The organism is Halorubrum sp. B53 (genome assembly GCF_059752395.1).
Genome location: NZ_MWTH01000015.1, coordinates 1 through 25,017 on the forward strand (window position 1 = coordinate 1; position 25,017 = coordinate 25,017).

The following is a 25,017-nucleotide window of genomic DNA, read 5'->3' on the forward strand; positions in this document are numbered from 1 at the left end:
ACCCAGCGACCTGGATGACACCGAACTACCATGGCTCACATCAGATTTCCTCTTACGCCGGAGCGCAGGGGGCGAAATCCTCATATCGGTGAGTCGGACGAGCCGACTCTGCGAAACCGGGCCGAATTGAACGGCCCGAATCCGCGGTGCGTTCTTCGCGTTTCAACCGAACGGGCTTATACACTTAAGCACGTCGGAACGCTTCGACCGGCCGCGGTGCGGCCGACCGTTGTCCCCCGCGCCGGGGGACCTTCGCATTCATCACGAACCCCGGCTTGTACTTAACCCCGTCGAACTATCGCCGCCACGTCATGCGGTTTCTTGGTGAACGGTTGCCACGGGGAGTCGCGAGCGAAGAGCGCTCGTGACGCCCTCGACGAAAGACCGTTCGGGCGAGTGGGCAACCCCGATCCGGGCAAAGACATACGAAAGTTGTCACTGAATGAGCCGAGAAAACGGCAACCGAATCAAGAAGGAGATTCGGCCCCGCAAGTACCGAACGTCGGATATCATCGCGTGCGTACGAGAATACGAGATGAGCGGAGAGGATGAACTGAGTGAAGACGGATGCAGAGGAGAGCTGGGTGCGAGTAGAGACGGGGGCGGAGAAGCTGTGCTACGCGAGCGAAGAAAGATGCGAAACGCGCGTACCGAAACACGCCGCGAGCGAGTGGTCGTTTATACCACGGGCGTTTATAAGGGAGGGGGACACATATAAAAGCGAACGATGACGAACCCTGCTGATTCGATCGAGATCCAGAACGTCGTTGCATCAACCGGGATCGGCCAAGAGCTCGATTTGGAAGCACTCGCGGAGGACCTCCCGGGTGCCGATTTTAACCCGGACAACTTCCCCGGACTCGTCTACCGGACGCAGGAGCCCAAGGCCGCCGCACTGATCTTCCGGTCTGGGAAGATCGTCTGCACGGGCGCAAAAAGTATCGACGACGTCCACGAGGCCCTCGGGATCATCTTCGAGAAGCTCCGCGGACTCCAGATACCCGTCGAGGAGGACCCGGAAATAACGGTGCAGAACATCGTGTCGAGCGCCGACCTCGGTCACAACCTCAACCTCAACGCACTGGCGATCGGGCTCGGGTTGGAGGACGTCGAGTACGAGCCGGAGCAGTTCCCCGGACTCGTCTACCGGATGGACGAGCCGGAGGTCGTCATCCTGCTGTTCGGCAGCGGGAAGATCGTCATCACCGGCGGGAAACGCACAGACGACGCCGAGGAGGCCGTCGAGGAGATCGTCGAACGGATCGAGGGACTCGGGTTGCTCGGCTAGGCGGTCACTCGATCGGATCGGCTCGGCTCGATCGGTTGCGAGACGTCGCAACACCGACGTGCGGTACCGTCCGGTCGACGAACGTCGGAGCGACGAGTTCGCGTGCCAGTGACGGTTACGCGGCGCTGTCCTCAGTCAGTACGTCTTTAACGACGCTCGGGTCCTCCAGCAGTTGGTGTTTCGTGTAACTGCCTTCGGCGCTCCCGCCGCTGTGTTTCGACTGCTCGATGATATCGAGGAAGGCGTGCTCCTTGAGGAGGTCGCGGACGCGGCGAAGCGAGAGGCTGTCAGAGCCTTCCTGTCGACAGATGTTCTCGTAGATCTCGTACACGCGACTGGTTCTGAAGCCGTCTTGGCGTCCGTTCGAGAGCGACAGCAGCGCGAGCGCCTGGAGGACGTACCGAGAGTGGGGCGTCGAGCCGCGGATGAGCTCGCGGAAGCGGTCCGTCTCGGCGCGCTGACGCGCCTGCGTGACGAATCCCTCCCGGACGGTCGGTTCGTCGTTGCCCTGTGCGATCTCGCCGGCGTATCTGAGGATGTCGATCGCCTTCCGTGCGTCTCCGTGCTCTCGTGCCGCGAGCGCCGCGGCGCGCGGAATGGTAGACGGTTCGAGGACGTCGTCGTGGAACGCGTCCGCCCGCGCCTGCATGATCTCTCTGAGCTGGTTCGCGTCGTACGGCGGGAACACGAATTCGCGTTCACAGAGGCTGGATTTGACCCGCTCGTCCATGCGGTCTTTGTACTGGATCTTGTTGCTGATCCCGACGACGCCGAGCTTGCAGTCGGTGATCTTCCCGGCCTCGCCCGCCCGGGAGAGCTGCATCAGGATTGCGTCGTCGTCGAGCTTGTCGATTTCGTCGAGGATGATGAGCACGACGTCGTACCGCTGGTCGAGGATGCGCCAGAGCCGCTTGTAGTACGTCGACGTCGAGAGGCCCTTGTCAGGGACGTTGATCCCGGTCACGTCCGGATCATTCACGCCGTCGGCGATCGTCTGCACGGCTTGCGTTTCGGTCGTGTCCTGTGCGCAGTCGACGTACGCGAAGGTGGCGTTGACGCCCTCCTCGCCGGCGGTCGAGACGAGTCGTTTCGAGACGTACTTCGCACAGAGAGACTTTCCAGTCCCGGTCTTCCCGTAGATGAGCACGTTGCTCGGACTCTGTCCGAAGATCGCCGGGTTGACCGCGTTCGCGAGGTCGGAAATCTCGTCGTCCCGGCCGACGATCCGACCCTCTCCGGGGAGATGACTGATTTCGAGGAGCTCCTTGTTCGCGAATATCGGGTCCTCCCGAGTGAAGAGGTCGTCCGCTGCGTCCATGGGATCGACACCGGGTTTCCGGTGAAATGCGTTCCGTTTCGGACGTGTGGCGGAGGGGTTGATTGAGACACACACCGGGTTTCCGGTGAAATAGGTGTGGGTGGGGTGGGTAGTGGGTCGGCAGTAGGGTGGGTAGTGGGTCGGCAGTAGGGTGGGTGATAGGGTAGTCGGATGATGGAGTGATCGAGGGATTTAGCATCGGATTTCGGTTGCAGGGGGTGGCTTGTCACCCCGAACTATGGAGGCGAGATCTGGAGGTAAGATAGAGAGGGAGATAGGGAGGGAGATACCGATAACAGAGAATTACCGAAGGTCGAACGACGAAACGGACTCTCATCGGCTCTCAAATTCACCGGAAACCCGGTGTCCCGATGTGCAGCTACTAGTGTCCGACAGGGAACGGCTCAGTTGCTCCCATTTCCGATGAAAATCTCTCCACTATCGGGAGAGAAGTCTCTCCACGATACGAGCTAATGGAATGTACTCAAAACTAGTTTATAATTCTTTATAGAATAGACTGGCCAGATAGTTGTTCGTTTGACACTCAATCCGGGCTCCCCGTCTCAACGACACCCACCACTCTCACCCATTTCACCGGAAACCCGGTGTGTCACCCTCTTCTTAACCTCTACCGAGAGCGTCTCCACCCGTCTCAGCCCGCCCCGAACTTGAGTCGGCTCACAGCGCTCACGGGTCGGGGGAATCCACGGCGTCCGACTCCGCCGATTCAGAAACTCTCGGATCGAGATCGCGGTGGAGTAGCGCGAGATCGCCATCGATCCCACCGAGCGTCGAGACCTCGTAGGCGATGCGGTACGAGCTCGTGACGACCCTGACGGGCAGGACAAGCGCGATCAGGGACGCGACGGCGACGATGACTACAACGGCAAGCGCCGCCGTACCGGCCGTGGTCCCGACCAGCGCGCCGAGACCCCCCAGCGCGGCAGCCACGGCGAGAAGTACGAGGCCGGCGACTGTGCCTACGAGAGCGAACGCAAGGACGGCCGCGATCCCCTCGACCACCGACAGCCCGACCGAGACGATCACGTGAACGACGAGATAGACCACGAACTCCGTCCATCCCGTCCGCAACGTCCTCCAGAACCGACGCCACCCGCCGAGTACACCCGTCTCTTCGACGACTATTGTCGGGACGACGAACTCGTAGGTAAAACGGAGCGCGAGTGCGGCGATCGCGACGAACGCGGCCCCAACGAAGCCGAGAACGATGACCGGTCCGGTCGCCAGCGATCCGATCGATCCGGCGACCGAATCGATCGGACCAACGCCGATCGGCGCGTTCGCGGCGCTAGCGACGAGGACCGCGAGCGCGAGGGGGGCCATCGCCCCGGCGCTGAGAACCGCGGTGAATAGAAAGAGGCCGAGCGACTGGCGAAGTCGCGAGCGGAACGGCTGCCGTATCCGTACCTCGTTCGTCCGGAGAGCGTCGTAAAAGACCAGTCGTAGCGACAGCGAGACCACCGAAAATGCGGCAACCAAGAGAACGATCCCGACGGCGAGGACCGCGAGTACCCCGGGATCGATCGTCTCCACTAGTTGACCGGGAGTGACAGATCTCGGGTCGATCCCCGCAGAGCCCAGATCGGCTCCTGTAGAGACCGATCCGGTTTCCCCGGGGGAGATCACGCCCGCATCGGAGACGGCGGAGACGGACGCGTTCGCGCTCGCGGCGCCGCCACCACCCATCAGGAGCACGAGGAAGCCGAGCTTCGTCCAGCGGACGAGGCTGAACGGGAACAGGAACCGGCGCGTGGCGTCGACCGCGTCGTCCACGGCGTCGACGGCGTGCCAACTCATGTCCGGCGATTCTCGCGGATTATTTATAAAGCATTCTGCAGTCGGGGGCGCTCGTCGACTCCCGCTCGCCGGCTCTGCTCTCGACTCCGCTCGCCATCTCCGCTCGCCATCTCCGCTCGCAACGACCGCAGCCCTTTACGCCGGTCGGTGCGAGACACCGAACATGAAGGTCCGCGGCGAACGGGAGTGTCGAGAGTGCGAGACCCGATGGTCGTACTACGAGACGGGACGCGTCGAATGCCCGGGCTGCGGGAGCCTCCGGAGCGTCGGCGTCGACGACCGCACGGCCCACACCGACGCGCCCGCCTCGCTCGACCTCAGCGCCTACCGCACTCAGTTCGGGGAAGCGCGCGGGACGCTTCCCGTGGACGGCGTCGACGAACTCAAAACTGACCTCCGCGAGTACGTCCGCAAACGCGGGTTCATTCGCGGCGGGGAGCTGCTCCCGCTCGACGGCACGTACCTCGCGGCACGGGAGCTGCTGGAGGCGGTCGACTGCTACGACCGACTCCGAGATCCCGCGGATCCGGACCGCGAGTACCTCCTCAATCTGCTGGCCGGTGCCGACGATGGCGACCGTCCCGCGACCGGAGACGTCCCCGAACGCCTCCGCGAAGCGCGCGGAATGGCGGCGGCGCGCGCGGTCGACGAGTACCGGAGCGACCTCCTCGCCTTCCTCGACGAGCTCGCCGAGGGAATCGAGAACGACATCGAGGCTGACACGCCGGCAAGCGTCGACTTCGACACCCCAACGGTCGCCGACTCCGACATCCCAACGGTCGCCGACTCCGACACACCGACAGTCTCCGTCGACGGCGGAGATCCCGGCTCACGGATCGACCCGACCAAGGAGCTCCTGGAACGGCTTCGCGACCGAGCGAAACGAGTCGAGGCACTCAACGGCGATGTCCCCGCGGCCGACGCCGACGCGCTCGTCGACGTCGCAGACGCACTCGGCGAGTACGTACGAACCGGCAGCGATGCGGCGATCGAGCGAGCCCGGGCGCGACTGGCCGACCGAGACGCCTGAAGCGACTCGCGTGCGCGTGTCTGTCGAGCGTCGACCTGAGCCCGAATCGGAATCAGCCGTGATACTCGCGGGATCAGATTCAATTCCCGCGTCACCGACGTGCGCCCATGCCGCGATTCGACGTCCACGACCACCGTCACGCGTTGAAACAGCTCAAAGACACGGGCTCAACGGGTCTCTGGGAGAACCGGAAAGACATCTCGTGTCCGGTCTGTGACGCACCGTTCGACCGGCTGTTCACCACGCGGGAGTCGGGAACGACGTTCCCCGAGAGCGACGGCGCTCGTTTCTGTCTCCTCCGCGACGAGGACGCGATCCATCTCTTCCGGCACTGACCGCTCAGTCGCCAGCGACCGGATCGATGTCGGGTTCCGCCTCGTCGATGTACCGCTCGGTCCACGTTCCCCGAGCGAACCACGCGACGCCGATGATCGCACCGAGAATGTTGCCGAGCGCCATACCGACCCAGACCCCCGTCTCGCCCCAGCCGGCGATGAACACCAGATAGCCCACGCTGGCGACGCGACCGACCCAGAGAGTGAGTATCGAGATCACCATCGCCGTCTTCGTGTTGCCGGCCCCGCGGAACGCGCCGAGTATCACCTGCGAGACGCCGATAAAGGCGAACTCCACCGATCGAATCCGGACGTACTCGACCGCGTGACCGATCGTCGCGGGCGCGTCAGGCACGTCGCCGAGGAACGCGCCGACGATCGGCTCCGTGAACGTCACCGCGACGACGGCGACGAGGAACATCACGCCCGCCCCGGTCCCGGCCGCCAGCTTGACCGACCGCGCGGCGCGGTCCGCCCGGTCCGCACCGAGGTTCTGTCCCACCATCGTGTCGATCGCGCGCCCGAGTCCCATCGCGGGCAGGAAGACGAGCGAGATGAGCCGGTTCCCGAGCCCGTACGCCGCCACCACCGGCGGCGAGAACGTGACGACCATCGCCGTGAGCGTGATCATCGCGAGCGCGCTCGTCGTCTGCTCGACGCTGGACGGGAGTCCCAGGTGGAAGATGTCGCGGATGAACCCCACGTCGGGCTTGAGGTGACGCACCGTCACCGCCGGACCGAGACCGGTGCCGAACAGCAGCCAGAGGCCGATGGCGGTGGCGACCCCCCGAGAGAGGATCGTCGCCAACGCGGCCCCCTCGATTCCGTACCCGGTGAAGCCGGTGGCCGCGAACAGCGAGCTCTCCAGTGTCACCGGATCGAGAGCGCCGAGGACCGGGATCCCGGCGAGCCACTCGAACAGCGGGTTGTCCGCGAACCCGAAAATGAAGAACGGGTCGAGGAAGACGTTCAGAACAACGGAGACGAGCATCACCGCCATCGGCGTCCGGGTGTCGCCGTAGCCGCGCATCAGCGCGGAGAAGACGAAGAAGCCGAACATCAGCGGGATGCCGGCGAAGATGACTTCCATGTAGTCGGCCGCGAGGGGAATCACCGTCGCCGCCGTGGCGGGATCGCTCGGGAGGAGCTCCAGGGCCGGGCGGGTGTAGAAGTACCCCGCGACGCCGATGAGCACCGACAGCACGGAGACGGTGAAAATCGTCTGTCCCGCGACCATCCCCGCCGACCGGTCGCCGTCCGCGCCGGTGTACTGCGCCACGAGAATGGCGCCCGCGGTGGTGAACCCGCCCGCCACGGCGATAAGCAGGAAGATCAGCGGGAACGCGAGGCTGATCGCCCCTACCGCCTCCGCCGACAGTCGGCCGAGGTAGAGCGTGTCGACGACGTTGTACGTCACTTGCAGCAGCTGAATGACGACGATGGGCCACGCGAGTTGGAACAGCGGTCGCACCAGACTCCCCTCGGTGATCGACTCCTCGGGGACGCGGTCGTCTCCATCGCCACCATCGCCACTATTGCCACCGGATCCACCATCGCCACCGGTTCCACCATCGCCACCGGATCCATTATCGCCACCGGATCCATTATCGCCACCGGATCCATCATCGCTACCGGATCCATCGTCACTGAGGGCAGTATCACCCCCGTCACCGACGTCGTCATGCGAACCGTCACCGCCGTCATCCAGAGGAGTAGCTGTCCGATCTTCGGAGGGCTCGTCGCTCACTATCTTATAAATGGTACCTCCGTCAATCAGAGTTCCGGTTCCGGCGGGCTACGTGTCCCGGTCGTCTCAGCGCTCGTCGCGGCTGGTCGCGGTATCACCAGCCATATCGTCGCCAGTCGCGTCGTCGCCAGTCGCGTCATGATCAGATCCATCATTACCAGTCGCGTCGTCGCTCTTCGAACTCTCATCTGTCGACGATCTGTCGTCGGATTGTCGACCGGCTCGCGTTTCGTCGCCGGTGGGTTTGTCGCCCGCGCGCTCGCCCTCCGGGCGGCCGTCGTCCGGACCGCCGACCCGCGCGACGCCGGAGGTGTCGTCGAAGACGAGGTGGCGATGCGGGTAGGCCATCTCGACGTCGGCGTCCGTGAGCCGCTCGCGGATCCGCGTGTTCACGTCCGACTGGACCTTCGCGAGCTTGTACGGCTTCTTCACCCAGTAGCGGAGGCGGAGGAGCACGCCGTCGTCGCCGAACTCGTGGATGCGGCAGTCCGGGCTGGCGGTGTAGCGCGCGACGCCGACCCGGATGTCCGGGCCGCCGTTGATCACTGCGTCGCAGTCGCGGGCAGCGCGCTCGATCAGCTGTCGACCCTCGGAGATGTCACTCTCGTAGGTGACGAGCACGTCGATGGTCCGCCGCGTCCGCTCGTCTTCCGCCGAGAAGTTGGTCACGTCCCGCTCGCGCATGGCCCCGTTCGGAACGACGAGGAAGGTGTTATCGAGCGTGAAGATCTTGGTGTACCGGATCGTGATGTCCTCGACAAACCCGGTGGTCCCGTTCTCCAGTTCGATCATGTCGCCGATCTCGAACGGCTGGTCCGCGAGGATGAACACGCCGTTGATGAAGTTCCCGACGATCGGTGCGAGGATGATACCGATCACGGCGGAGAACACCGCCGTCCCGACGAGTAGGTCGGTGAACTGGAACCCGGCGGCGCTGAGCCCGAACAGTAGCGCGATGAGGATCGTCCCGACCCGGACCCCACGGACGATCGTCTGCGCGACGCTCTGCCTCGACACCCGCCGCGCCACCGGACGCCCGATGAGCCGGACGAGGAACTTCGAGACGAGCACTCCCAGCCCCACCGAGAGGAGCACCAACAGCAGTCGCGACCCGGGGAGCGACGCCAGCCGCGAGACGGCGTTCGCCACCGGATCGAGGACCTGCGCCAGCGCCGGATCGAGGACCTGCGCCAGCGCCGGATCGAAGAGCGTCCCCGAGATCGGCGCCGCGCCCGCGGGCTGTGCCATAGCCAACTCGCTATCGCCCACCCGAAAAAGGGTTTCTCCCCGAGGACGGGGGCAACGGGGAGGTCGGTGAACGCGCGAACGAGGCCTGAGTAACCACTATCACCCGTCCGAGCGAACTCGACAGTATGGCCCGCACACCGCCCACCGAACCGTCCTTCAGCGTCGCGCACGATTCCGCCCCGAGCGACGTCCTCGTCGCCGGATTCTCCTCGTTCGGCCTCGCCGGACTGACCGCCGTGGACTACGTGGTCGACGACCTCGGGCTCGAGGAGACCGGCCACATTCGGATCGAGGGGCTGCCCTCGATCACCCCGTTCGCGAAGGGACGACCGCGTCACCCGATCCGACTCTACTCCGCGGACGACGTCGACATCACCGTCCTCGTGGCCGAACAGTTCGTCCCGCCCGCGCTCGGGGAGCCGCTCTCGTCGTCGATCCTCGACTGGACGGAGGGCGCCGGCGTCTCCGAGATCGCGGTGCTGTCGGGGGTGCCGATCCCGCACGGCCCCGACGCTCACCGGACCTTCTACGTCGCGACGGACGACTACCGCGAGGCTCGGCTCGCGACAGAGAGGGACGGAGAGGAGGCAATCCCCCCGATGGAGGCCGGCTTCCTGGACGGAGCGAACGCGGCGCTGCTCGAACGGGGAATGGGCTCGCCGCTCGGTGTCGGGGTGTTCATCACGCCGGTCCACGCGCAGGCCCCGGACGTGGAGGCCGCGGTGCGGCTCGTGGATACGGTGAACGGGACCTACGACCTCGGGATCGACTCCGAGCCGCTGGCGTCGTTCGCCGCCGAGGTCCGCAAACACTACGAAGGGCTCGCCGAGCGGATAGAGGAGGACGAGCCGGACGGCGCCTACGATCGGATGTACATGTGACGGCCCACGCGAATCGACTTACGTACATGTACTATCGCTTCGAACCAAATACCTATCACAGCGACGCTGGTCGACGGATCGTCTCAGGGGATCTGACTCTGAAAACGCGTGCAACTCGACTCATAGTAAAAACCTATATCCGAGGGACGTATCGTCACCAGCATGACCGACGATCTCCGCGACACCCTCGATCACGTCGGGGACCGGTTCAACCTCGGCGAGTACGAGATCGACGCCTACCTCGCGGTGCTGGAACACGGCGAACTGACGGCGAGCGACATCGCCGACCGGACGGACATCCCGCAGCCGCGCGTGTACGACACGGTCCGAAGCCTCTCGGACCGCGGGCTCGTGGAGCTGCGCGAGTCGCGGCCGATGAAGATCGTCGCCGTCGACCCGGACGACGCGTTCGGCGACCTCCGGTCGTCGTTCGCCGAGATGGTCGACGAGCTGGAGGCGCGCTACACCGCGCCGACGCGGGAGACCGAGGCCGTGTCGCTAGTGAAGTCGCGCTCGACGATCCTCCGGTACCTGGAGGAGGTCATCGGCGGCGCCGAGTACGAGCTCGCCGTCTCGCTGACCCCCGGCCTGCTCCGTCGGTTCCGCGACGACCTCGCGGCGAAGGTGGCCGAGGGCGTCAGCGTCGAGCTCCTCGTCACGCCCGCGTCGAAGGCGCCGGACCCGGACGAGTTCGACTACCTCGAAGTCTCGACCATCGCCCGGGCACGCCGCGGAATCACCACGCCCATCCTCGCGGTCGCCGACGGGGAGTACTCCGTCTACGCCACGCAGGACGCCCTCCGTGACGACCGCGAGCGCTACGGGGTCATCTTCAACCGGTCCGCGCTCGGCTTCCTCGTCTCCGGCTTCTTCGGCACCGTGCTGTGGACGACCGCGGAGACGCTCGCCACTAACGGGGCGGATCGACCGTTCCCGCGCCGCTACGCGTCGATCCGCCGAGCCGTCAAGGACGTCAAGGAGTTCGGCGAGGACGACTTCTACGCCGCCGTCGAGGGACGGGACATCGAGACCGGCGAGGAGGTGACCGTCCGCGGCCGCGTCGTCGATCTCGCGTTCGAGGAGTCCGAGGAGGTCGCCTCGCTGATGGTCGAGACGGCGTCTGGGCGCGTCGAGATCGGCGGGCGGGTCGCCGCCCTCGAGGACGTCGAGGGACAAGAGATCGTCATCGGTCGCGACGAGCCGCCGGCGCTGTAGGCCGACCCACCGGTTCAATTTAAATATCCGATCGCGCAGCCGCCGCGATTTATTAGTCGGGGCGCTGCCCGTTCCGTATGGAATACACGACGCTGGGAGACACCGGGACGAGCGTCAGCGAGCTCGCGCTCGGCTGCATGAGCTTCGGGAGCGGGCACGAGTGGATGCTCGACGAGGACGAGGGCCGCGAGCTCATCGAGCGCGCCGTCGAGCTCGGGATCACGTTCTTCGACACCGCAAACGTCTACTCGAACGGAGAGAGCGAGGAGATCCTCGGCGACGTGCTCGCCGAGTACGACCGCGACCGGTTCGTCGTCGCCACCAAGGTGTACGGCGAGATGGACGAGTCGAACCCGAACTCGGGCGGGCTCTCGCGGAAGGCGATCGAACAGGAGCTGCAGCACAGCCTCGACCGGCTCGGCATGGACACAGTCGACCTGTACCAGATCCATCGCTGGGACGACGACACGCCGATCGAGGAGACGCTGGCGACGCTCGACGACGCCGTCCGCCGCGGTCAGGTCAGATACGTCGGCGCCTCCTCGATGTGGGCGCACCAGTTCGCGGAGGCGCTCCACGCGAGCGAGCGCGAGGGGTACGAGCGGTTCGTCACGATGCAGAACCTCTACAACCTCGCGTACCGCGAGGAGGAGCGCGAAATGGTTCCGCTGTGCGAGAAGAAGAACGTCGGGATGATCCCGTGGAGCCCGGTCGGCGCCGGCTACCTCGCGCGCCCCTACGAGCAGGACGACGCCACGTCCCGCGGGGAACACGAAACGGAACTCGGGCGCCCGTACCGCGAGGGCGGCGGCGAGGAGGTCAACCGCCGGATCGAGGAGCTGGCCGACGAGAAGGGCGTGCGGATGGCCCAGATCGCGCTCCGCTGGGTGGCCGGCAAAGACGTCGTCGACGCGCCGATCGTGGGCACGTCGAGCGTCGAGCACCTGGAGGACGCCGTTGAGGCGCTCGACGTGACGCTCACGGAGTCGGACGTGGAGTGGCTGGAGGAGCCGTACGAGCCGGTCCGTGTCTCCGGGCACGAGTAGCTCGCGCCCGGAGCGCAACCCGCGGCGAACGCCCGCCGATCGTCCGACGCCGATCCGCGGACCGCACCCCTGTGTCGCCGTAACACACTTAAGAGCACACTCTGTACGAACACTCAGTGGCATCCCGACAGGGCGGGCCGGGGGACGGCGAGTCGCCCCGTCCCGGATCGACGACGGAGCGTCGGACCGCGTCCACGACCGCGCCGGCGGGGTCTCGCCGGCGGGCGGCGAGGTCGGATTCCCTCCCCTTCGACCCGGAGACAGGCGACTCGCGGCGCCGGAACTCCGCTTCGGACCGACGGTCCTCGGTCGCGCGAACCGCGGAGGACCCGCCGATCCGCGACCCGGGGCTCTACGCGCTCACCGATCACTTCCGCGACCGGCTCGAACAGCCCGGTCGCTACGTCTCGACCCGCACCGTGAGCGACGCGATCCGGCGCGGACAGCTCCGGTGGAACCGGACCGACGGCTGGCGGTTCGCCCTCGTCGAGGGCGGGATCCGGTTCGTCGTCGTCGTCGGCGACACGGAGACGAACTCCCCCGTCGTCGTCACCGGCTGGACCGAGGTGGCCGACCGCGAGGCGGCCCTCGACGCCCGCCGATGGGACCCCGTCGACGTCGACACCATCGCCGTGCGAGCGGCGCTCAGCGAGTCGTCCTCGACGCCGATCCCGGACCGGATCCGCCCCCGGACCGTGACTCGCCCGTTCGTCGTCGGCGACCACCGCCTGAAGACCGAACCCGGCGAGCCGTACGTCCGCTGTGCCGACTGCGGCTGCCGGTTCCGGTCGAAGGACGCGATCACCTCCCGCGGCTGTCACGGGCGCTCCGGTCGCTGACAGCCGGGCCGTACCACCCCTCCCGCCCGCGGACGCTACCCCTTTCAGCGTCGCGCCCGAATCGGTTCTAATGACCGACGAGCCCGGCGCGTCCGGCGAAGCAGACGGCTCCGGCGCCGAGGACGACGCAACGGCCGACACCGACCTCTCGCTGGACCGTTTCCACGAGGCGCTCGAAGCCGAAGAGCGACCGATCGCGACGGCCAGCGAGGTCGCTCGCCGGCTCGGCACGACGCAGTCGGCCGCCCGCGACGCGCTGGCCGCGCTCGTCGACCGCGGCGACGTGGACCGGCTCGACGTCGAGAGCGACCCGGTCGTCTTCTACCCGACCGACTGGGGCCGACTGGCGACCCGCGAGCGCGTCGTCGCGTTCCCGAACCGCCGCGAGATCGTCGTCGACCGCCCGACGCAGTACACCCGGGCACGGCTCTCGCAGTTTGCGCACCTCGTCGACACCACCGGGACGGAGCCCGGCACCCGCGGGTACCTCTACCGGATCCGTCAGGAGGACGTGTGGGCCGCGCCGTTCGACGACGCCGACGCCCTCATCGCGAGCCTCCGGTCGGTGCTCCCGTGCCGGTACGAGCACCTCGAGGAGTGGATCCGAGACCAGTGGCGCCGCGCGCACCGCTTTCGCCTCTACACGCACGAGGACGACTACGTCGTCCTGGCGGCCGCCGCCGAGAGCCTGATGGGCAACGTCGCGGACCAGCACCTCGACGACGACCACCTCCGGGCGCCCATCTCGGAGACGGAGGCCTGGGTGAACGAGGAGGCCGTCGCCGAGGTCAAGCGCGCCCTCTACGACGCGGGCTACCCGGTCGAGGACGACCGCGACCTCGACGTGGGCGACCCGGTCGACGTCGACCTCACGACCGACCTCCGACCCTACCAGGAGACGTGGGTGGAGACGTTCCTCGAGCGCCGCTCCGGGGTGTACGTCGGTCCGCCGGGCTCCGGGAAGACCGTCGCCGCCATCGCGACCATCGCGGCGGTCGGCGGCGAGACCCTCATCCTGGTCCCCTCCCGCGAGCTCGCCGGGCAGTGGCGCGAGGAACTGCTCGAACACTCCACGATAGACCCCGCCGACGTCGGACTGTACCACGGCGGGCAGAAGGAGATCCGGCCGATCACGATCGCGACCTACCAGATCGCCGGGATGGACCGCCACCGCAGCCTGTTCGACTCGCGAAAGTGGGGACTGATCTGCTTCGACGAGGCCCATCACGTCAGTGCCCCGGTCTACTCCCGGACGGCCGAGCTCCAGAGCAAACACCGGCTCGGGCTCTCGGCCACGCCGGTCCGCGAGACCGGCAGCGAGGAGGAGATCTACACCCTGATCGGCCAGCCGATCGGCGCCGACTGGGACGAGCTGTTCGAGGCCGGCTTCGTCCAGGAGCCGGAGGTCGAGATCCGCTACGTCCCGTGGCGCGACGAGCTGGCGCAGAACGAGTACGCCAGCGCCGACGGCCGCGAGCGACGCCGGCTCGCCGCCGAGAACCCCGCGAAGATCGAGGAGATCCGGTACCTGCTGGCCGCTCACCGCGACAAGAAGGCGCTCGTCTTCATCGAGTTCCTCGACCAGGGCGAGGCGATCGCGGACGCGCTCGGCGTCCCGTTTATAAGCGGCGAGACGCCCCATCACGAGCGCGCGGAGCTGTTCCGGCGGTTCCGCGAGGACGGAGGGAGCGACGACGGCGAGGAAGCGGGACCCGGTTCGGACGTAGACGACCTCGACACCCTCGTCGTCTCCCGCGTCGGCGACGAGGGCATCGACCTCCCGAACGCCGAGGTCGCGGTCGTCGCCAGCGGGCTCGGCGGCTCCCGCCGGCAGGGCTCCCAGCGCGCGGGCCGGACGATGCGCCCCGCCGGCTCAGCGCTCGTCTACGTGCTCGCGACGCGCGGCTCCAGCGAAGAGGAGTTCGCGCAGCGGCAGATGCGACACCTCGCGCGCAAGGGCGTGCGAGTGCGGGAGACGAACGTCGCGGAGTAGCGGTCGCCGACGTCGCGGAATCGCGGTTGTCGACGTCGCAGAGTAGCGGTCGCCGACGTCGCGGAGTCGTCTACGGTCGGTCCGGTCCCGCGAGGAGGACCGACCGGAGTCACCCGGTCACAACGTCTCGGCCATGCGCTCGGCGGCCTCTTGGATATCGCCCTCGTTTTCGATGAACCGAACGGGCGCGTTCTGGTCGCGCGCGTACTGGAGCGCGGCGGACCGGTTGAGGTCCTGCTCGAAGGAGATCTTGCGCTCGGTGGCCGCCCGCGTTTCGCGGTCGCTTTCCCGTCGGCGTTCGAGAATCGTCTCCGGCTCCGCCTCCACGAGGACGAACGCGGTCGGCGAAACGTCGTGGAGCACTTCGACTGGCAGCCCCTGGATGTACCCGGCCGACGTTTCGACCGCCAGGTGCGTCGAGAGGAGAATGTCCGCGGTTTCCGCCTCTTCGGCGACGAACTCCCCCGCGCGACGCTGGAGGCGGCGCGTCTGCGTTTGAGAGAGCTCACCGAGTTCTTTCCGTTCGGTCGTGATCCCGCTCGTCGCGGCCTGTTCGAGCATCACGTCTCCGAAGTTAATCAGCCTGTACTCCTCTCCGAGTCCGCGCCGAACCGCCTGACAGACGCTGGAGAGCCCGACACCGGTGACTCCCGACACCAGCGTGACCGCCATCAGAAGCTCACCTCGCTCTCGTCGTCGGCCTGCTGCGGCATCCCGCCGCGGTCGTCGTAGTACCGGCGTCCGATGAACTGCGCTCCGACCCGCGTCATCAACGTGTCGTAGAGGTCGTCGGCCGACGCGAACTCCTCCACCTCGGACCGCTCGATGACCGTCCGGATCGTCGTGGCCTCCCCGTCCGGAGGTGAGAGCTCCGTGCTCCCCACCGTCTCTAGCACCGTATCCCGTGACGCCGGAAACTGGAGTTTCCGTGCGAACAGATCGCGTGTCTCTGGTAAACGCATACAAGACATATGACACTGAGTAGTAAAGTAGCTACGTGTGTGGTCCCGGCCAGCGGAAGACCCCTCGGGCGGTTCTCCCCCGTCTCTCACGCTTTCAGGTGCGAGGGCGGGCGGAGCGCGGTCTGACCCTGTCGAGCCCATCGATCCCGGGATCATCGCGCTCAGCGCAGCGCCCTTCGGAGCGCGTCAGCCCCCTGCTCGATCGACGCGATCGGGTCCGAGGGGTCGTCGTGCTCGTAGACGAGCCACTCCGCGTCGGCGTTCCGCGCGCTCGCGACGACCGCGTCGAGGTCCACGTCGCCGTCGCCGAGCCCGACCGATTCGCCGCGGGCGACGTCGACGTCCGCGGCGTGAACGTGCGTGATCCGGTCGGCGTGGTCGTCGATCAGCGCTGCGGGGTCCGCACCGCCGGCGAGTGCCCAGCCGACGTCGACCTCGAAGCCGACGGAACCGTGGGTTCGGTCGATCAGCCGTTCGAACGCGGGAGCGCCGTCGAGAGTCGCGAACTCCTGATCGTGGTTGTGGTACGCGAACCGGATCCCCTCGGCGTCGAGCGCGGACGCGAGGTCGTCTAGCCGCGCCGCGGCCGCGTCGATCGCGGCGGCGCTCTCGAAGTGCTCCGGGTCGAGCCAGGGGACGACGAGGGTGTCGACGCCGAGTCGATCGTACAGGTCGAGCGTCTCTTCGAACTCCCCTTCCAGCCACTCGGCCGGAACGTCCTCCAACGCCTCGATCGGGACGTGCGCGGACGCGGCGTCGAGCCCGTTCCGATCGAGGGCGGCGAGCACGTCCCCGACCGGCGACTCGCGCGCCCGATAGGCGAACTCGACCCCGTCGTAGCCGGCCTCCCCCACGCGGTCGAGAAGGTCCGGAAGCGGCGCGTCGAGCGATCGAAGCGAGTACAACTGAACCGCGATCTCGACCATGTCCCCACTCACTCGGCCAGCGACGTATCCGTTCGGATCACTCGCCGTCGCGTCGATACTGACCCCCACGCCGGCGCCCCGTATTCCGCCTCGCCGAAGGTTTCAACATCCGCTCCGTCGACCTCGAAGTATGGTCACCGACGAGTCCCCGTCCGGCGACGATCCATCGTCCGGCGACGAGCCCTCGACCGGTACGGAGCCGGGCGCGGGCGAGGCGCCGACCGTCGCCGAGGCGGTCGTCGACCGCATGCTCGCCCGCGGGATCGACGTCGCCTTCGGGATCCCCGGGAAGCAGACGCTCCCGCTCAACCAGGCGCTCGCGGACCGGGACGCGGGGTTCGTCGTCGCGCGTCACGAGACGGCGGTCACCCACCAGGCGTGGGGGTACGCCGAGACGAGCGAGCCCGGGGCGATGGCGGCCACGGTGGTCGTCCCCGGGCCGGGAGATATGAACGCGATGAACGGGCTGAAGAACGCCCTGAACGACTGCGTCCCCCTCCTCCACCTCGCCGTCGAGACCGAACGGGAGGTCCGCGGCGGCGACGGGATCCACGAGACGCCGCCAGAGACGTACGACACGGTCGTCAAGGAGAACGTCCTCGTCGACTCACCCGCGGGCGCGGTTCCCGCGGTCGCCGACGCGATCCGCGTCGCCCGCGAGCATCCGCAAGGCCCGGTCCGCGTCGGGATCCCGAAGGACGTCCTCGCGAGCCGGACGCCCCAGCCGTCGGTCGGCGAGCGCTCGCCGAGCGCGCCGCCGGCGCCCCCCGACGACGCCGTCGACCGCGCCGCGGAACGCCTCGTCGACGCCGACGTCCCGGTAATCATCGCGGGCGGAGGCGTGCGACGCGCCGGCGCGAGCGACGCGCTCCGATCGGTCGCGGCGGCGCTCGACGCCCCGGTCGTGACCACGTATAAAGGAAAGGGGGTGTTCCCGGAGACGCACCCGCTCTCCGCCGGGGTCCTCTGCGGGGGGTCGAGCACGGCGCTCCGGGAGCTGCTCGCCGCAGCCGACATCGGGCTCGTCGTCGGATCCGACCTCGACGCGGTCGCGACCGCCTCGTGGTCCGTGTCGATGCCGGACCGGCTCGTCCACGTCACCCTCGACGGCGACGACGTTGGATTCGGCTACGAGACCGAGCTCGGGATCGTCGCCGACGCGGACCGGTTCCTCCGGGCGCTCGATGACCGGCTCGACGGGGGAGATCCGGCATCACCGGCACTCCGAGGCGCCGACCGCGCCGAGGCGGTCAGATCCGCCGACGAGGAGCGGTTCGCGGCGCTCGCGAGCGACCGCGATTCCGCCGACCCACTCCGATCCGTCGAAGTCCTCCGCGAGGTTCGCGAGGCGCTTCCCGAGGAGACGGTCGTCACGGCCGACGCCGGCGGCTTCCGGCTCTGGACGCTCGTCTCCTTCGCGGCGGCGGGCCCCCGCTCGTACGTCAACCCCGGCTCGTGGGCGACGATGGGGACCGGCCTGCCGTCGGCGATCGGCGCGAAGCTCGCGAACCCCGGCCGCGACGTGGTCGCGCTCACCGGCGACGGCGGGCTCATGATGTGCGTCCACGAGCTGCACACGCTCGCCGCGGAGGGGATCGACGTCACGGTCGTCGCGCTCAACAACGACGACTACGCGATCATCAGCGAGGAGGCGTCGCGGTCGTACGGCTTCTCCGAGGGCGCGTACGGCTGGGCGGACGCGGGGCTCGACCTCGTGCGCGTCGCGTCCGGGATGGGCGTCCCCGCGGAGCGCGTGACCGACCGAGACGCGGTCGGCGACGCGGTGGACGCCGCCCGGCGCCGCGACGGGCCCGCGCTCGTCGAGGTCGTCACGGACCCAGGGGAACCGCAGGCGAGCGAGTGGATGACGCGGGATCGGTGACGAGGAGGCGCTTCGGGGCGATATCGCCTCTACGAATCGGAGCGTGAACCTTAACAACATTCGTTGTGAATCCCGTCCATGACTCACGCGAACGACGTCGCCGTCGGCATCGTCGGGCTCGGCGGCATCGGCACCCACCACGCGACGAAGCTGAGCGAACGCGGCGCGAACCTCGTCGGCGGCATGGACATCGACGCCGACGCTCGACGGCGGTTCCACGAGGAGTTCGGCGTCCACGCCTACGAGAGCGAGGCGGACCTCTACGAGGAGTGCGACGCGGTCCTGATCACGACGCCGAACCGGTTCCACGAGGAGTACGCGACCTCGGCGCTCGAGGCCGGCCTCGACGTGCTCCTGGAGAAGCCGCTCGCGCACACCGTCGAGAGCGCGGAGCGTATCGCCGCGGCCGCCCGCGAGGCCGAGGGGTTCTGTATGGTCGGGTTCAACAACCGGTTCGCGGAGCCGGTGCAGGTGATCAAGGGGTACCAGAACGAGGGGCGGTTCGGCGAGACGACCCACGTCGAGGCGAACTACGTCCGGCGCCGCGGGGTCCCCGGCCGCGGCTCGTGGTTCACCTCGAACGAGGTCGCCGGCGGCGGCGCGCTCATCGATATCGGCGTCCACGCCATCGACCTGGCGCTGTACTTCCTCGACCACCCGGAGGTCGTCGAGGTGTCGGGCCAGACCCGCTCCGAGTTCGGGAACCGCGACGACTACTCGTTCGTCCACATGTGGGGCGACGACAACGGCGCCGACGGGTTCGACGTGGAGGACTCCGCGTCGGCGTTCATTCGCGACGAAAACGGCAACACGGTGTCGCTGGAGGTCGCGTGGGCGACGAACCGCCCGACGAACGACGAGTTCGTGATCCGGGGGACCGAGGCGGGCGCGACGTTCGATCGCGGCAGCGACGAGCTCACGATCCACGAGGCGAGATCCTTCGACGACGACCAGCACCACTTCTCCGACGCCGAGGTCGAGACCCGCGAGGGCGACAGCCACGCCGCCGAGCAATCGACCTTCCTCGAAGCGGTCGCGGCGGGCGAGGCGCCCGCGATCAACACGGTCGACGAGGCGCTCTCCGTCCAGCGCGTCATCGACGCGATCTACCGGTCCTCGGAGCGCGGCGAGGCCGTCAGGCTGGACTGAGCGGGTCGTCGGCCGGTCCGTCACACGAGTCAGTTCGTCGCGTCGGCCGCTCCCGCTATCCGAACCTATTCGGTCCTGCGGTCCCTCCTCGGAGCCAACTCGTGACACGCGACGCCGGTCCGACGCCCCCCTCCGAACGCATCGTCAGCCTCGACGCGCTCAGAGGCTTCGCCCTCCTCGGAATCTTGCTCATCAACGTCTGGGTGTTCGCGATGCCGGAGGCGAGCCTGTTGAACCCCACCGTCTACGCGGACGCCGCCGCCTACGGCGACTTCACGGGCGCGAACTACTGGGCGTGGTTCGCCGGCCACGTGTTCGCGCAGTCGAAGCTCATCACGCTGTTCTCGGCGCTGTTCGGCGCCGGGGTCCTGCTGTTCGTCGACAGCAAAGAGGAGAAGGGCCAGGACGCGGTCCGGCTCCACTACCGGCGGACCGCGGCCCTCATCGCGATCGGGCTCATGCACGCGTACCTGCTGTGGTACGGCGACATCCTCGTCGCCTACGGGTTCACGGGGCTGTTCCTGATCTCGCTCCGCGACCTGGACGCGACGCGGCTCGCGGCGCTCGGCGGGATCTTCCTCCTGTTCGTCCCCGCCACGGAGCTGTTCGCCGCGGTCAGCATCGGCGGCGACGCGATCGCGTCCCAGTGGGCGCCGAGCGAGGCCGCGTTGCGTCAGGAGGTGGCGACCTATCGGAGCGGCTGGCTGGCGCAGATGGACCACCGCGTCTCCGCCTCGTTCCAGCGGCAGACGACCGGCTTCATCGGCTCCAGCTTCTGGCGGATCGGCGGCGTGATGCTCCTCGGGATGGCGCTGTACCGCTGGGGCGTGCTGACCGGCGAGCGCTCGGCGCGGTTTTATAAACGACTCGTCGCCGGCGGGGTCGTCGGCGTCGCGATCGTCGTCGCCGGCGTCGCCTACATCGAGGCTAACGACTGGAGCGCGGGCGCCGCGCTGTACTGGCGGCAGTTCAACTACGTCGGGAGCCTCCTCGTCGCCGGCGGCTACCTCGGGCTCGTCATGCTGTACGCGAAGCGGCGCCCGGAGGGGCCGGTGACGAGGACCTTCGCCGCCGTCGGTCGGACCGCCTTCACGAACTACCTGCTCCAGACCGTGCTCGCGACCTCGATCTTCTACGGCCACGGCCTCGGCCTGTTCGGCTCCGTGACCCGCGTCGAGCAGTACGGGATCGTCCTCGCGATCTGGGTCGTGCAGGTGGTGCTGTCGGTGGCGTGGCTCAGTCGCTATCGGTTCGGCCCCGTCGAGTGGGTCTGGCGGACCCTGACGTACGGCGAACGGCAGCCCATGAGAAATCCGGACTAATCAGATTCCCAGGCTGTACTCCAGCGGCTCACTTATAAATAATCGATACTGGATCGACAGCGAACACGTCCAAAGCCCCAGCCGTGAGGCGGGCGCACGCTCGCTGTCGTTCGAAAGGCGCTCTGCGCCTTTCGTGATGTCGTCAGAATCCATCGGATTCTGACTGCTAGCCGGAAATCAGAGATTTTCGGCGATGACGAAACGGCGAAGCCGTTTCGAACCACGCGCTTCGGTCGCTCACTTCGGTCGCTCCCTGCAGTGCTTACGTCGTCATCAGAACGCTCCGCGTTCTGATTGGCTCACGAGAGCAAAGCTCTCGTGAACGCCTGCGCCCGCCTCACGGCTGTCCCTTTGAGTCCCGCCCCGCACAGCACCTCACGCCTCCCCAGCCTCGTCGGACCGGCGCGGCTGCGCCGGTCCGACTCCCTCGTGCGGTCTGCTCGCGCCCTTCGGGGCGCGAGCAGGCGCACGCCAACCGCGTCTTTTTAAATGGGTTCCTCGAACTTCGCACCTACTCCCTGTCGACGACTCGGTTCGAGAGCGTCCCGACGCCCTCGTAGGTGATCTCGACGCACTCGCCGGGCTCGACGAGCCCGGGGTTCGCCGGGCTGCCGAAGGCGACGCAGTCGCCGGGCTCGAACGTGAACCGCTCGGAGAGGTACGAGACGATCTCGTGGGGCCCGAACAGCATCAGCTCGGTGTTGGCGTCCTGGCGCTGCTCCCCGCCGACCGTCGTCGAGATGTCGAGGTTCGTCGGGTCGACGTCGGTCTCGATCCACGGCCCGAGGGGGGCGGAGCCGTCGAACGCCTTCCGCGCGGTCCGGCCCTGTTGGTCGAGCGCGTCGACGTCGTTCATGATCGTGTAGCCGCGGACGACCTCCGGGACGTCCTCGGGGTCGAGGTCGCGGCAGCGCTCGTCGATGACGGCGACGAGCTCGCCGGCGTACGTCAGCTCGTCGGTCCAGTCGGGGTACGCGATCGGCTCGCCGTGCGCGAGCAGGCTCGCCGGCGGCTTGATGAAGAAGTCGGGCTCCTCCGGGCGCTCGTACTCCATCTGGTCGAGCGTCTCGACGTAGTTCCGCCCGACGCAGTAGAGCGCGCTCGGGTCGCAGGGCGGGAGGAGCCGCCCGTCGCGGCCGACCTCGTAGCGTCCGTCGTCCGCGACGACCGTCCCGTCCTCGTAGCGTCCGGAGACCGGCCCGTCCGGCGTGAGCAGGCGTGCGAGTCGCATGGCGGCACGTCCACGCGGGGGCGTCGAAAAGGCGTCGGTCGCGGTCGGTCGTTCTCAGTCGTCGCGGACGCGGTCGGTCGCAGTCAGTCCTCGGCGCGCTCGCCCGAAGTCCCGATCACGACGCCCGACCGGATCTCCAGCGCGGTCTCGAACTCCTCGCGCCGCGTCCGTCCCGATCCCGCGCGCTCGACCGCCGTCTCGTGGGCGCGGGCGACCGCGTCGCGCTCGCGGTCCGTGAGCTCCAACCGCTCTCCCACGTCCTCCCAGTGCTCGGGCTCCACGAGGAACGTCTCGCGATCCGGCTCGGTGGCGATGCGCTCGTACCGCCGGCGGTAGTCGTCGATCCGTGGCCCGAGATCCGCCTGCACGCGGGCGAGGAGGGCGGGGAGCCGCTCGGCGGGGACGCTCGCGAGTGCGGCGGTCTTCACGAGGGCGGGCCCGTCGATCGGGTAGTCGCCCGGCCCGTCGCCGTCGGGGGCTTCTCGACCCGCGCCGTCGGCCTCCTCGTCCCCGCCCATCAGCCGCCGGCCCGCATCGCCTTCTGCCGGTACTTCGGGAGGAGCTCCGCCAGCGCCTCCGGATCCCCGACGAACTCCGCGGTCACCTCGGTGAGCGTGATTGCGGCCGCGGCCGTGACCGTCTCGGCGCTGAGCGCGACGCGCCACCCGTCGCCGTCCACGCGGGTCGCCTCCGCCGGGTCGTCCGTGCCGACGAGCTCGCCGCCGAGGTTGACGAGGTAGTGGGCCGCGAGCCGCCGCGAGATCCCGCGGTACGCGACCGTCTCGCGCTCCCAGCCCTCCTCCGCCGAAGGGAGCTCGTCGTCGGACTCGCCCCCGTCGTTCGCCCCGCCGTCGACGGTCATGCGCCGCCGGCCACCGGCGGGAACACCGAGAGTCGGTCCCCGTCCTCCAGCGCCGTCTCCAGCCCGTCGAGGTGGAGCACTTCGCGGCCGTTCTTCAGCACGTTGATCTGGGGGGCGAGATCGCCGTCGACGATCAGGCGGCCGGCCATCTCCTCGTACTCGTCTTCCAGCTCCCGCAACACGTCGCCGACGCTCGATCCGTCGGCGAACTCCGCCTCGACGGTCTTCCCGCCGGCGGCCTCGCGAAACGTCGCGAAGAACCGCAGTTCCAGTTCCATACCCGGTTATCGGAGCCCCGCGGCTTAAAAACGGGCGGCTGCGGGGATCCCTGCGAGGCGATCGACCGAGTCGGCCGCAACACGAAGCGGCGGACCCCTACAGGTCGGAGAGCCGGATGCCGTCCTCGACGAGCCGGAAGTTGCGCTCGCGGCCCAGCTCGTCGCCGAGCCACTCGTGTTCGTACAGCTGTCCGATCAGCTCCACGTAGAGGTTCCGCCACGCGATGGCGTAGATCGGCGACTGGCCCCACGCGCGCAGCTCGGGGACGTACTCGTGGTACGTGCTCGCCTGCGTCTCCATGCGCTCGACCGCGTCGGCGACGACCTCGGCCGCCTCCGCTGGTTCGGCCCCTTCGATCTCCTCGTTGATCCGCGACTGGATCCCGGCGATGGCGCGGCGCATGTCCTGCTCCGCGGTGCCGTCCTCCTCGGGCAGCGACTCGACGACCCCTCGCGGCACGCCGAGTTCTATCTCTGGCATGCCGAAGGCTCCGGCGGCGACGCTCAAAAAACCCGCTCACCCGGCGATCCGCTCGGTGTCGGAGGGTCGGCGCTGCCGCTCCCTCGATCGCGTTTTTCCGCCGTCGGCGCTCACGGCGTCGGCGCCGCCTTCTGAAGGGCCGTCTCGGCGATGTTGCCGCCGTAGTCGGCCGACCGGAGCACGGAGTCGACGACGAGCCCGAGCAGCTGTGCTCGCGCGGGGTCCAGGTCCCGGAGCAACTCGTCGATCGCGCGGACGCGCTCGTCTATCGCCCTGACGCCGGTGCGGGCCTCGTTCGCGAGACGGGTAGCCTCGTCGCTGTCGTCGGCGAACAGCGCGTCCATCGCGGTGTCGATCACCTCGACGGCGTCGCCGTGGAGCTCGCTGACCGCGTCGACGACCTCGTCGGGGAGCGGCTCCTCGATGTTGAGCGTCAGGTGGCCGATCTTCGTCGCGTGGTCGCCGATCCGCTCCAGCTGGCGGGCGCTGGAGTGGTAGTCGAAGCACTCCTCGCGCGGGAGCCCGAGCTCCTCGGCCGCCTTCGGCGTGCGGAGCGTCGCCCGGAAGATCCGGGAGACCACGAGCCACAGCCGGTCGAGGTCGTCGTCGCGACCGATCACGTCGCGCGCGAGGTCGTGGTCGCGCTCGGAGAGCGCCGCGATCGCGTCCTCCAGCATCGACAGCGAGATCAGCCGCATCCGGGTGACGGCGTTGTGGATCGACAGCTCCGAGGAGTCGAGCAGGTCCCGGATGACGACCCGGTCGCGGGTCTCCTCTAACACCTCCAGCCCGACGAGGCTCTGGACGGCCTCGCGGACCGCGGAGCGTTGCTCCGTGGTGATCTCGGTGCCCGCCAGTTCGATCACGTCGAACCCGCTGACGTACATCGTCGTCACCGCGCGCGTGAGCGCCTGCCCGGCGAGGTCGCTGATGTCGAGCGTCCCGCGCGTGCGCTCCTCCTCCGACCGCGGCGTGAGGAACAGCGAGTCGCCGTCGGGGAAGAACTCGATTTCGGTGCCGGCCTCCACGTCGTTGTCGGTCGCCCACGTCTTCGGGATCGAGACCGTATACGTCGAACCGCCGGTGACCTGCACCTTCCTCGTTTCCATGCATCGGGATAACACACGTTATCCCTTAAATCTATCCAAAATATATACTCCTTGTTC

The 25,017-nt window shown here is 67.9% G+C and carries 24 protein-coding genes; 11 read left to right on the top strand and 13 right to left on the bottom strand.

All coding sequences use genetic code 11. From position 1 onward, the window contains the following. Positions 1-727 precede the first annotated feature (727 nt). Positions 728-1,288 carry a TATA-box-binding protein gene (locus B4V06_RS12440; protein WP_015910251.1) on the top strand — a complete coding sequence of 187 codons (561 nt, stop codon included), beginning with the start codon at positions 728-730 and terminating at the stop codon, positions 1,286-1,288. A 115-nt stretch (positions 1,289-1,403) separates the two neighbouring features. Here B4V06_RS12440 and B4V06_RS12445 read toward each other — a convergent pair whose 3' ends face one another. Together B4V06_RS12445 and B4V06_RS12450 are read right to left on the bottom strand one after the other, a co-directional pair. Next, positions 1,404-2,606: a Cdc6/Cdc18 family protein gene (locus tag B4V06_RS12445; RefSeq protein WP_123112306.1), complete on the bottom strand. Its 1,203-nt coding sequence runs from the start codon at positions 2,604-2,606 to the stop codon at positions 1,404-1,406. A 687-nt stretch (positions 2,607-3,293) separates the two neighbouring features. Beyond that, positions 3,294-4,424, bottom strand: a complete 1,131-nt coding sequence (locus B4V06_RS12450) for a DUF7544 domain-containing protein (RefSeq protein WP_498170078.1) — start codon at positions 4,422-4,424, stop codon at positions 3,294-3,296. Positions 4,425-4,587: 163 nt separating this feature from the next. Between B4V06_RS12450 and B4V06_RS12455 the strand changes: the two genes are divergently transcribed. Together B4V06_RS12455 and B4V06_RS12460 are read left to right on the top strand one after the other, a co-directional pair. Further along, positions 4,588-5,454 (top strand): DUF7117 family protein, encoded by an 867-nt coding sequence (locus B4V06_RS12455; protein ID WP_123112308.1) that lies wholly within the window; start codon positions 4,588-4,590, stop codon positions 5,452-5,454. A 107-nt stretch (positions 5,455-5,561) separates the two neighbouring features. Next, positions 5,562-5,789, top strand: coding sequence for a DUF7385 family protein (locus B4V06_RS12460; RefSeq protein ID WP_123112309.1), 228 nt, complete (start codon positions 5,562-5,564; stop codon positions 5,787-5,789). Between the two features lie 4 nt (positions 5,790-5,793). On the opposite strand, the gene B4V06_RS12465 is transcribed toward B4V06_RS12460, so the two are convergent. Further along, positions 5,794-7,536 (bottom strand): MATE family efflux transporter, encoded by a 1,743-nt coding sequence (locus B4V06_RS12465; RefSeq protein WP_498170080.1) that lies wholly within the window; start codon positions 7,534-7,536, stop codon positions 5,794-5,796. A 66-nt stretch (positions 7,537-7,602) separates the two neighbouring features. Further along, a complete protein-coding gene (locus B4V06_RS12470; protein ID WP_255212516.1) occupies positions 7,603-8,784 on the bottom strand; it encodes a mechanosensitive ion channel family protein in 1,182 nt (393 codons plus the stop codon). A 125-nt stretch (positions 8,785-8,909) separates the two neighbouring features. Between B4V06_RS12470 and B4V06_RS12475 the strand changes: the two genes are divergently transcribed. The 5 genes from B4V06_RS12475 to B4V06_RS12495 all read left to right on the top strand — a co-directional run bounded on the left by B4V06_RS12475 (position 8,910) and on the right by B4V06_RS12495 (position 14,758). Further along, positions 8,910-9,665 (top strand): proteasome assembly chaperone family protein, encoded by a 756-nt coding sequence (locus B4V06_RS12475; RefSeq protein WP_123112310.1) that lies wholly within the window; start codon positions 8,910-8,912, stop codon positions 9,663-9,665. Between the two features lie 162 nt (positions 9,666-9,827). Beyond that, the gene (trmB, locus tag B4V06_RS12480) at positions 9,828-10,880 is read left to right on the top strand and encodes an HTH-type sugar sensing transcriptional regulator TrmB (RefSeq protein ID WP_123112311.1); all 1,053 of its coding nucleotides are present in this window, start codon (positions 9,828-9,830) and stop codon (positions 10,878-10,880) included. Positions 10,881-10,957: 77 nt separating this feature from the next. After that, entirely contained in the window at positions 10,958-11,926 is a 969-nt protein-coding gene (locus B4V06_RS12485; RefSeq protein ID WP_123112312.1) for an aldo/keto reductase, read from the top strand. Positions 11,927-12,042: 116 nt separating this feature from the next. Continuing rightward, complete coding sequence (locus tag B4V06_RS12490) at positions 12,043-12,765, top strand: hypothetical protein (protein ID WP_176329417.1); 723 nt, start codon at positions 12,043-12,045, stop codon at positions 12,763-12,765. 70 nt (positions 12,766-12,835) lie between these two features. Next, entirely contained in the window at positions 12,836-14,758 is a 1,923-nt protein-coding gene (locus tag B4V06_RS12495) for a DEAD/DEAH box helicase family protein (RefSeq protein WP_123112313.1), read from the top strand. A gap of 117 nt (positions 14,759-14,875) precedes the next feature. Here B4V06_RS12495 and B4V06_RS12500 read toward each other — a convergent pair whose 3' ends face one another. The 3 genes from B4V06_RS12500 to B4V06_RS12510 are packed head-to-tail and all read right to left on the bottom strand — an operon-like array spanning position 14,876 to position 16,646. Beyond that, the gene (locus B4V06_RS12500) at positions 14,876-15,430 is read right to left on the bottom strand and encodes an adenylate kinase (RefSeq protein WP_123112314.1); all 555 of its coding nucleotides are present in this window, start codon (positions 15,428-15,430) and stop codon (positions 14,876-14,878) included. Further along, positions 15,430-15,876 carry a DUF5789 family protein gene (locus tag B4V06_RS12505; protein WP_498170082.1) on the bottom strand — a complete coding sequence of 149 codons (447 nt, stop codon included), beginning with the start codon at positions 15,874-15,876 and terminating at the stop codon, positions 15,430-15,432. The genes B4V06_RS12500 and B4V06_RS12505 overlap by 1 nt, the downstream gene beginning before the upstream one ends. Positions 15,877-15,881: 5 nt before the next feature. Further along, complete coding sequence (locus B4V06_RS12510; RefSeq protein ID WP_123112316.1) at positions 15,882-16,646, bottom strand: sugar phosphate isomerase/epimerase family protein; 765 nt, start codon at positions 16,644-16,646, stop codon at positions 15,882-15,884. A 130-nt stretch (positions 16,647-16,776) separates the two neighbouring features. Between B4V06_RS12510 and B4V06_RS12515 the strand changes: the two genes are divergently transcribed. From B4V06_RS12515 to B4V06_RS12525, 3 genes are all read left to right on the top strand, one after another. Further along, a complete protein-coding gene (locus B4V06_RS12515) occupies positions 16,777-18,528 on the top strand; it encodes a thiamine pyrophosphate-binding protein (RefSeq protein ID WP_123112317.1) in 1,752 nt (583 codons plus the stop codon). Between the two features lie 78 nt (positions 18,529-18,606). Beyond that, entirely contained in the window at positions 18,607-19,677 is a 1,071-nt protein-coding gene (locus tag B4V06_RS12520) for a Gfo/Idh/MocA family protein (protein WP_123112318.1), read from the top strand. Between the two features lie 101 nt (positions 19,678-19,778). After that, the gene (locus B4V06_RS12525) at positions 19,779-20,999 is read left to right on the top strand and encodes a DUF418 domain-containing protein (RefSeq protein ID WP_498170085.1); all 1,221 of its coding nucleotides are present in this window, start codon (positions 19,779-19,781) and stop codon (positions 20,997-20,999) included. A gap of 511 nt (positions 21,000-21,510) precedes the next feature. Here B4V06_RS12525 and B4V06_RS12530 read toward each other — a convergent pair. The 6 genes from B4V06_RS12530 to B4V06_RS12555 form a co-directional block, all read right to left on the bottom strand. Then, positions 21,511-22,230 (bottom strand): fumarylacetoacetate hydrolase family protein, encoded by a 720-nt coding sequence (locus B4V06_RS12530; protein ID WP_498170086.1) that lies wholly within the window; start codon positions 22,228-22,230, stop codon positions 21,511-21,513. Between the two features lie 83 nt (positions 22,231-22,313). After that, positions 22,314-22,748 (bottom strand): DUF8048 family protein, encoded by a 435-nt coding sequence (locus B4V06_RS12535; protein ID WP_498170087.1) that lies wholly within the window; start codon positions 22,746-22,748, stop codon positions 22,314-22,316. Then, entirely contained in the window at positions 22,748-23,092 is a 345-nt protein-coding gene (locus B4V06_RS12540) for a MoaD-like domain-containing protein (RefSeq protein WP_498170088.1), read from the bottom strand. Before B4V06_RS12540 ends, B4V06_RS12535 begins: the two co-directional genes overlap by 1 nt. Beyond that, entirely contained in the window at positions 23,089-23,370 is a 282-nt protein-coding gene (locus tag B4V06_RS12545) for a ubiquitin-like small modifier protein 1 (protein ID WP_123112323.1), read from the bottom strand. Before B4V06_RS12545 ends, B4V06_RS12540 begins: the two co-directional genes overlap by 4 nt. Before the next feature lie 97 nt (positions 23,371-23,467). Next, positions 23,468-23,851: a DUF7971 family protein gene (locus B4V06_RS12550; protein WP_498170090.1), complete on the bottom strand. Its 384-nt coding sequence runs from the start codon at positions 23,849-23,851 to the stop codon at positions 23,468-23,470. Positions 23,852-23,961: 110 nt separating this feature from the next. After that, positions 23,962-24,960: a phosphate signaling complex PhoU family protein gene (locus B4V06_RS12555; protein WP_123112325.1), complete on the bottom strand. Its 999-nt coding sequence runs from the start codon at positions 24,958-24,960 to the stop codon at positions 23,962-23,964. Between the last annotated feature and the right edge of the window lie 57 nt (positions 24,961-25,017).

What these genes read in the sequence shown, in the direction of transcription:
- B4V06_RS12455 (WP_123112308.1), top strand. Translation starts at nt 4,588, where the DNA reads ATGAAGGTCCGCGGCGAACGGGAGTGTCGAGAGTGCGAGACCCGATGG.
- B4V06_RS12485 (WP_123112312.1), top strand. Translation starts at nt 10,958, where the DNA reads ATGGAATACACGACGCTGGGAGACACCGGGACGAGCGTCAGCGAGCTC.
- B4V06_RS12530 (WP_498170086.1), bottom strand. Translation starts at nt 22,230, where the DNA reads ATGCGACTCGCACGCCTGCTCACGCCGGACGGGCCGGTCTCCGGACGC.
- B4V06_RS12495 (WP_123112313.1), top strand. Translation starts at nt 12,836, where the DNA reads ATGACCGACGAGCCCGGCGCGTCCGGCGAAGCAGACGGCTCCGGCGCC.
- B4V06_RS12535 (WP_498170087.1), bottom strand. Translation starts at nt 22,748, where the DNA reads ATGGGCGGGGACGAGGAGGCCGACGGCGCGGGTCGAGAAGCCCCCGAC.
- B4V06_RS12445 (WP_123112306.1), bottom strand. Translation starts at nt 2,606, where the DNA reads ATGGACGCAGCGGACGACCTCTTCACTCGGGAGGACCCGATATTCGCG.
- B4V06_RS12555 (WP_123112325.1), bottom strand. Translation starts at nt 24,960, where the DNA reads ATGGAAACGAGGAAGGTGCAGGTCACCGGCGGTTCGACGTATACGGTC.
- B4V06_RS12505 (WP_498170082.1), bottom strand. Translation starts at nt 15,876, where the DNA reads ATGATCCCGGGATCGATGGGCTCGACAGGGTCAGACCGCGCTCCGCCC.
- B4V06_RS12510 (WP_123112316.1), bottom strand. Translation starts at nt 16,646, where the DNA reads ATGGTCGAGATCGCGGTTCAGTTGTACTCGCTTCGATCGCTCGACGCG.
- B4V06_RS12475 (WP_123112310.1), top strand. Translation starts at nt 8,910, where the DNA reads ATGGCCCGCACACCGCCCACCGAACCGTCCTTCAGCGTCGCGCACGAT.
- B4V06_RS12450 (WP_498170078.1), bottom strand. Translation starts at nt 4,424, where the DNA reads ATGAGTTGGCACGCCGTCGACGCCGTGGACGACGCGGTCGACGCCACG.
- B4V06_RS12540 (WP_498170088.1), bottom strand. Translation starts at nt 23,092, where the DNA reads ATGACCGTCGACGGCGGGGCGAACGACGGGGGCGAGTCCGACGACGAG.
- B4V06_RS12520 (WP_123112318.1), top strand. Translation starts at nt 18,607, where the DNA reads ATGACTCACGCGAACGACGTCGCCGTCGGCATCGTCGGGCTCGGCGGC.
- B4V06_RS12515 (WP_123112317.1), top strand. Translation starts at nt 16,777, where the DNA reads ATGGTCACCGACGAGTCCCCGTCCGGCGACGATCCATCGTCCGGCGAC.
- B4V06_RS12545 (WP_123112323.1), bottom strand. Translation starts at nt 23,370, where the DNA reads ATGGAACTGGAACTGCGGTTCTTCGCGACGTTTCGCGAGGCCGCCGGC.
- B4V06_RS12460 (WP_123112309.1), top strand. Translation starts at nt 5,562, where the DNA reads ATGCCGCGATTCGACGTCCACGACCACCGTCACGCGTTGAAACAGCTC.
- B4V06_RS12550 (WP_498170090.1), bottom strand. Translation starts at nt 23,851, where the DNA reads ATGCCAGAGATAGAACTCGGCGTGCCGCGAGGGGTCGTCGAGTCGCTG.
- B4V06_RS12500 (WP_123112314.1), bottom strand. Translation starts at nt 15,430, where the DNA reads ATGGCGGTCACGCTGGTGTCGGGAGTCACCGGTGTCGGGCTCTCCAGC.
- B4V06_RS12470 (WP_255212516.1), bottom strand. Translation starts at nt 8,784, where the DNA reads ATGGCACAGCCCGCGGGCGCGGCGCCGATCTCGGGGACGCTCTTCGAT.
- trmB (WP_123112311.1), top strand. Translation starts at nt 9,828, where the DNA reads ATGACCGACGATCTCCGCGACACCCTCGATCACGTCGGGGACCGGTTC.
- B4V06_RS12440 (WP_015910251.1), top strand. Translation starts at nt 728, where the DNA reads ATGACGAACCCTGCTGATTCGATCGAGATCCAGAACGTCGTTGCATCA.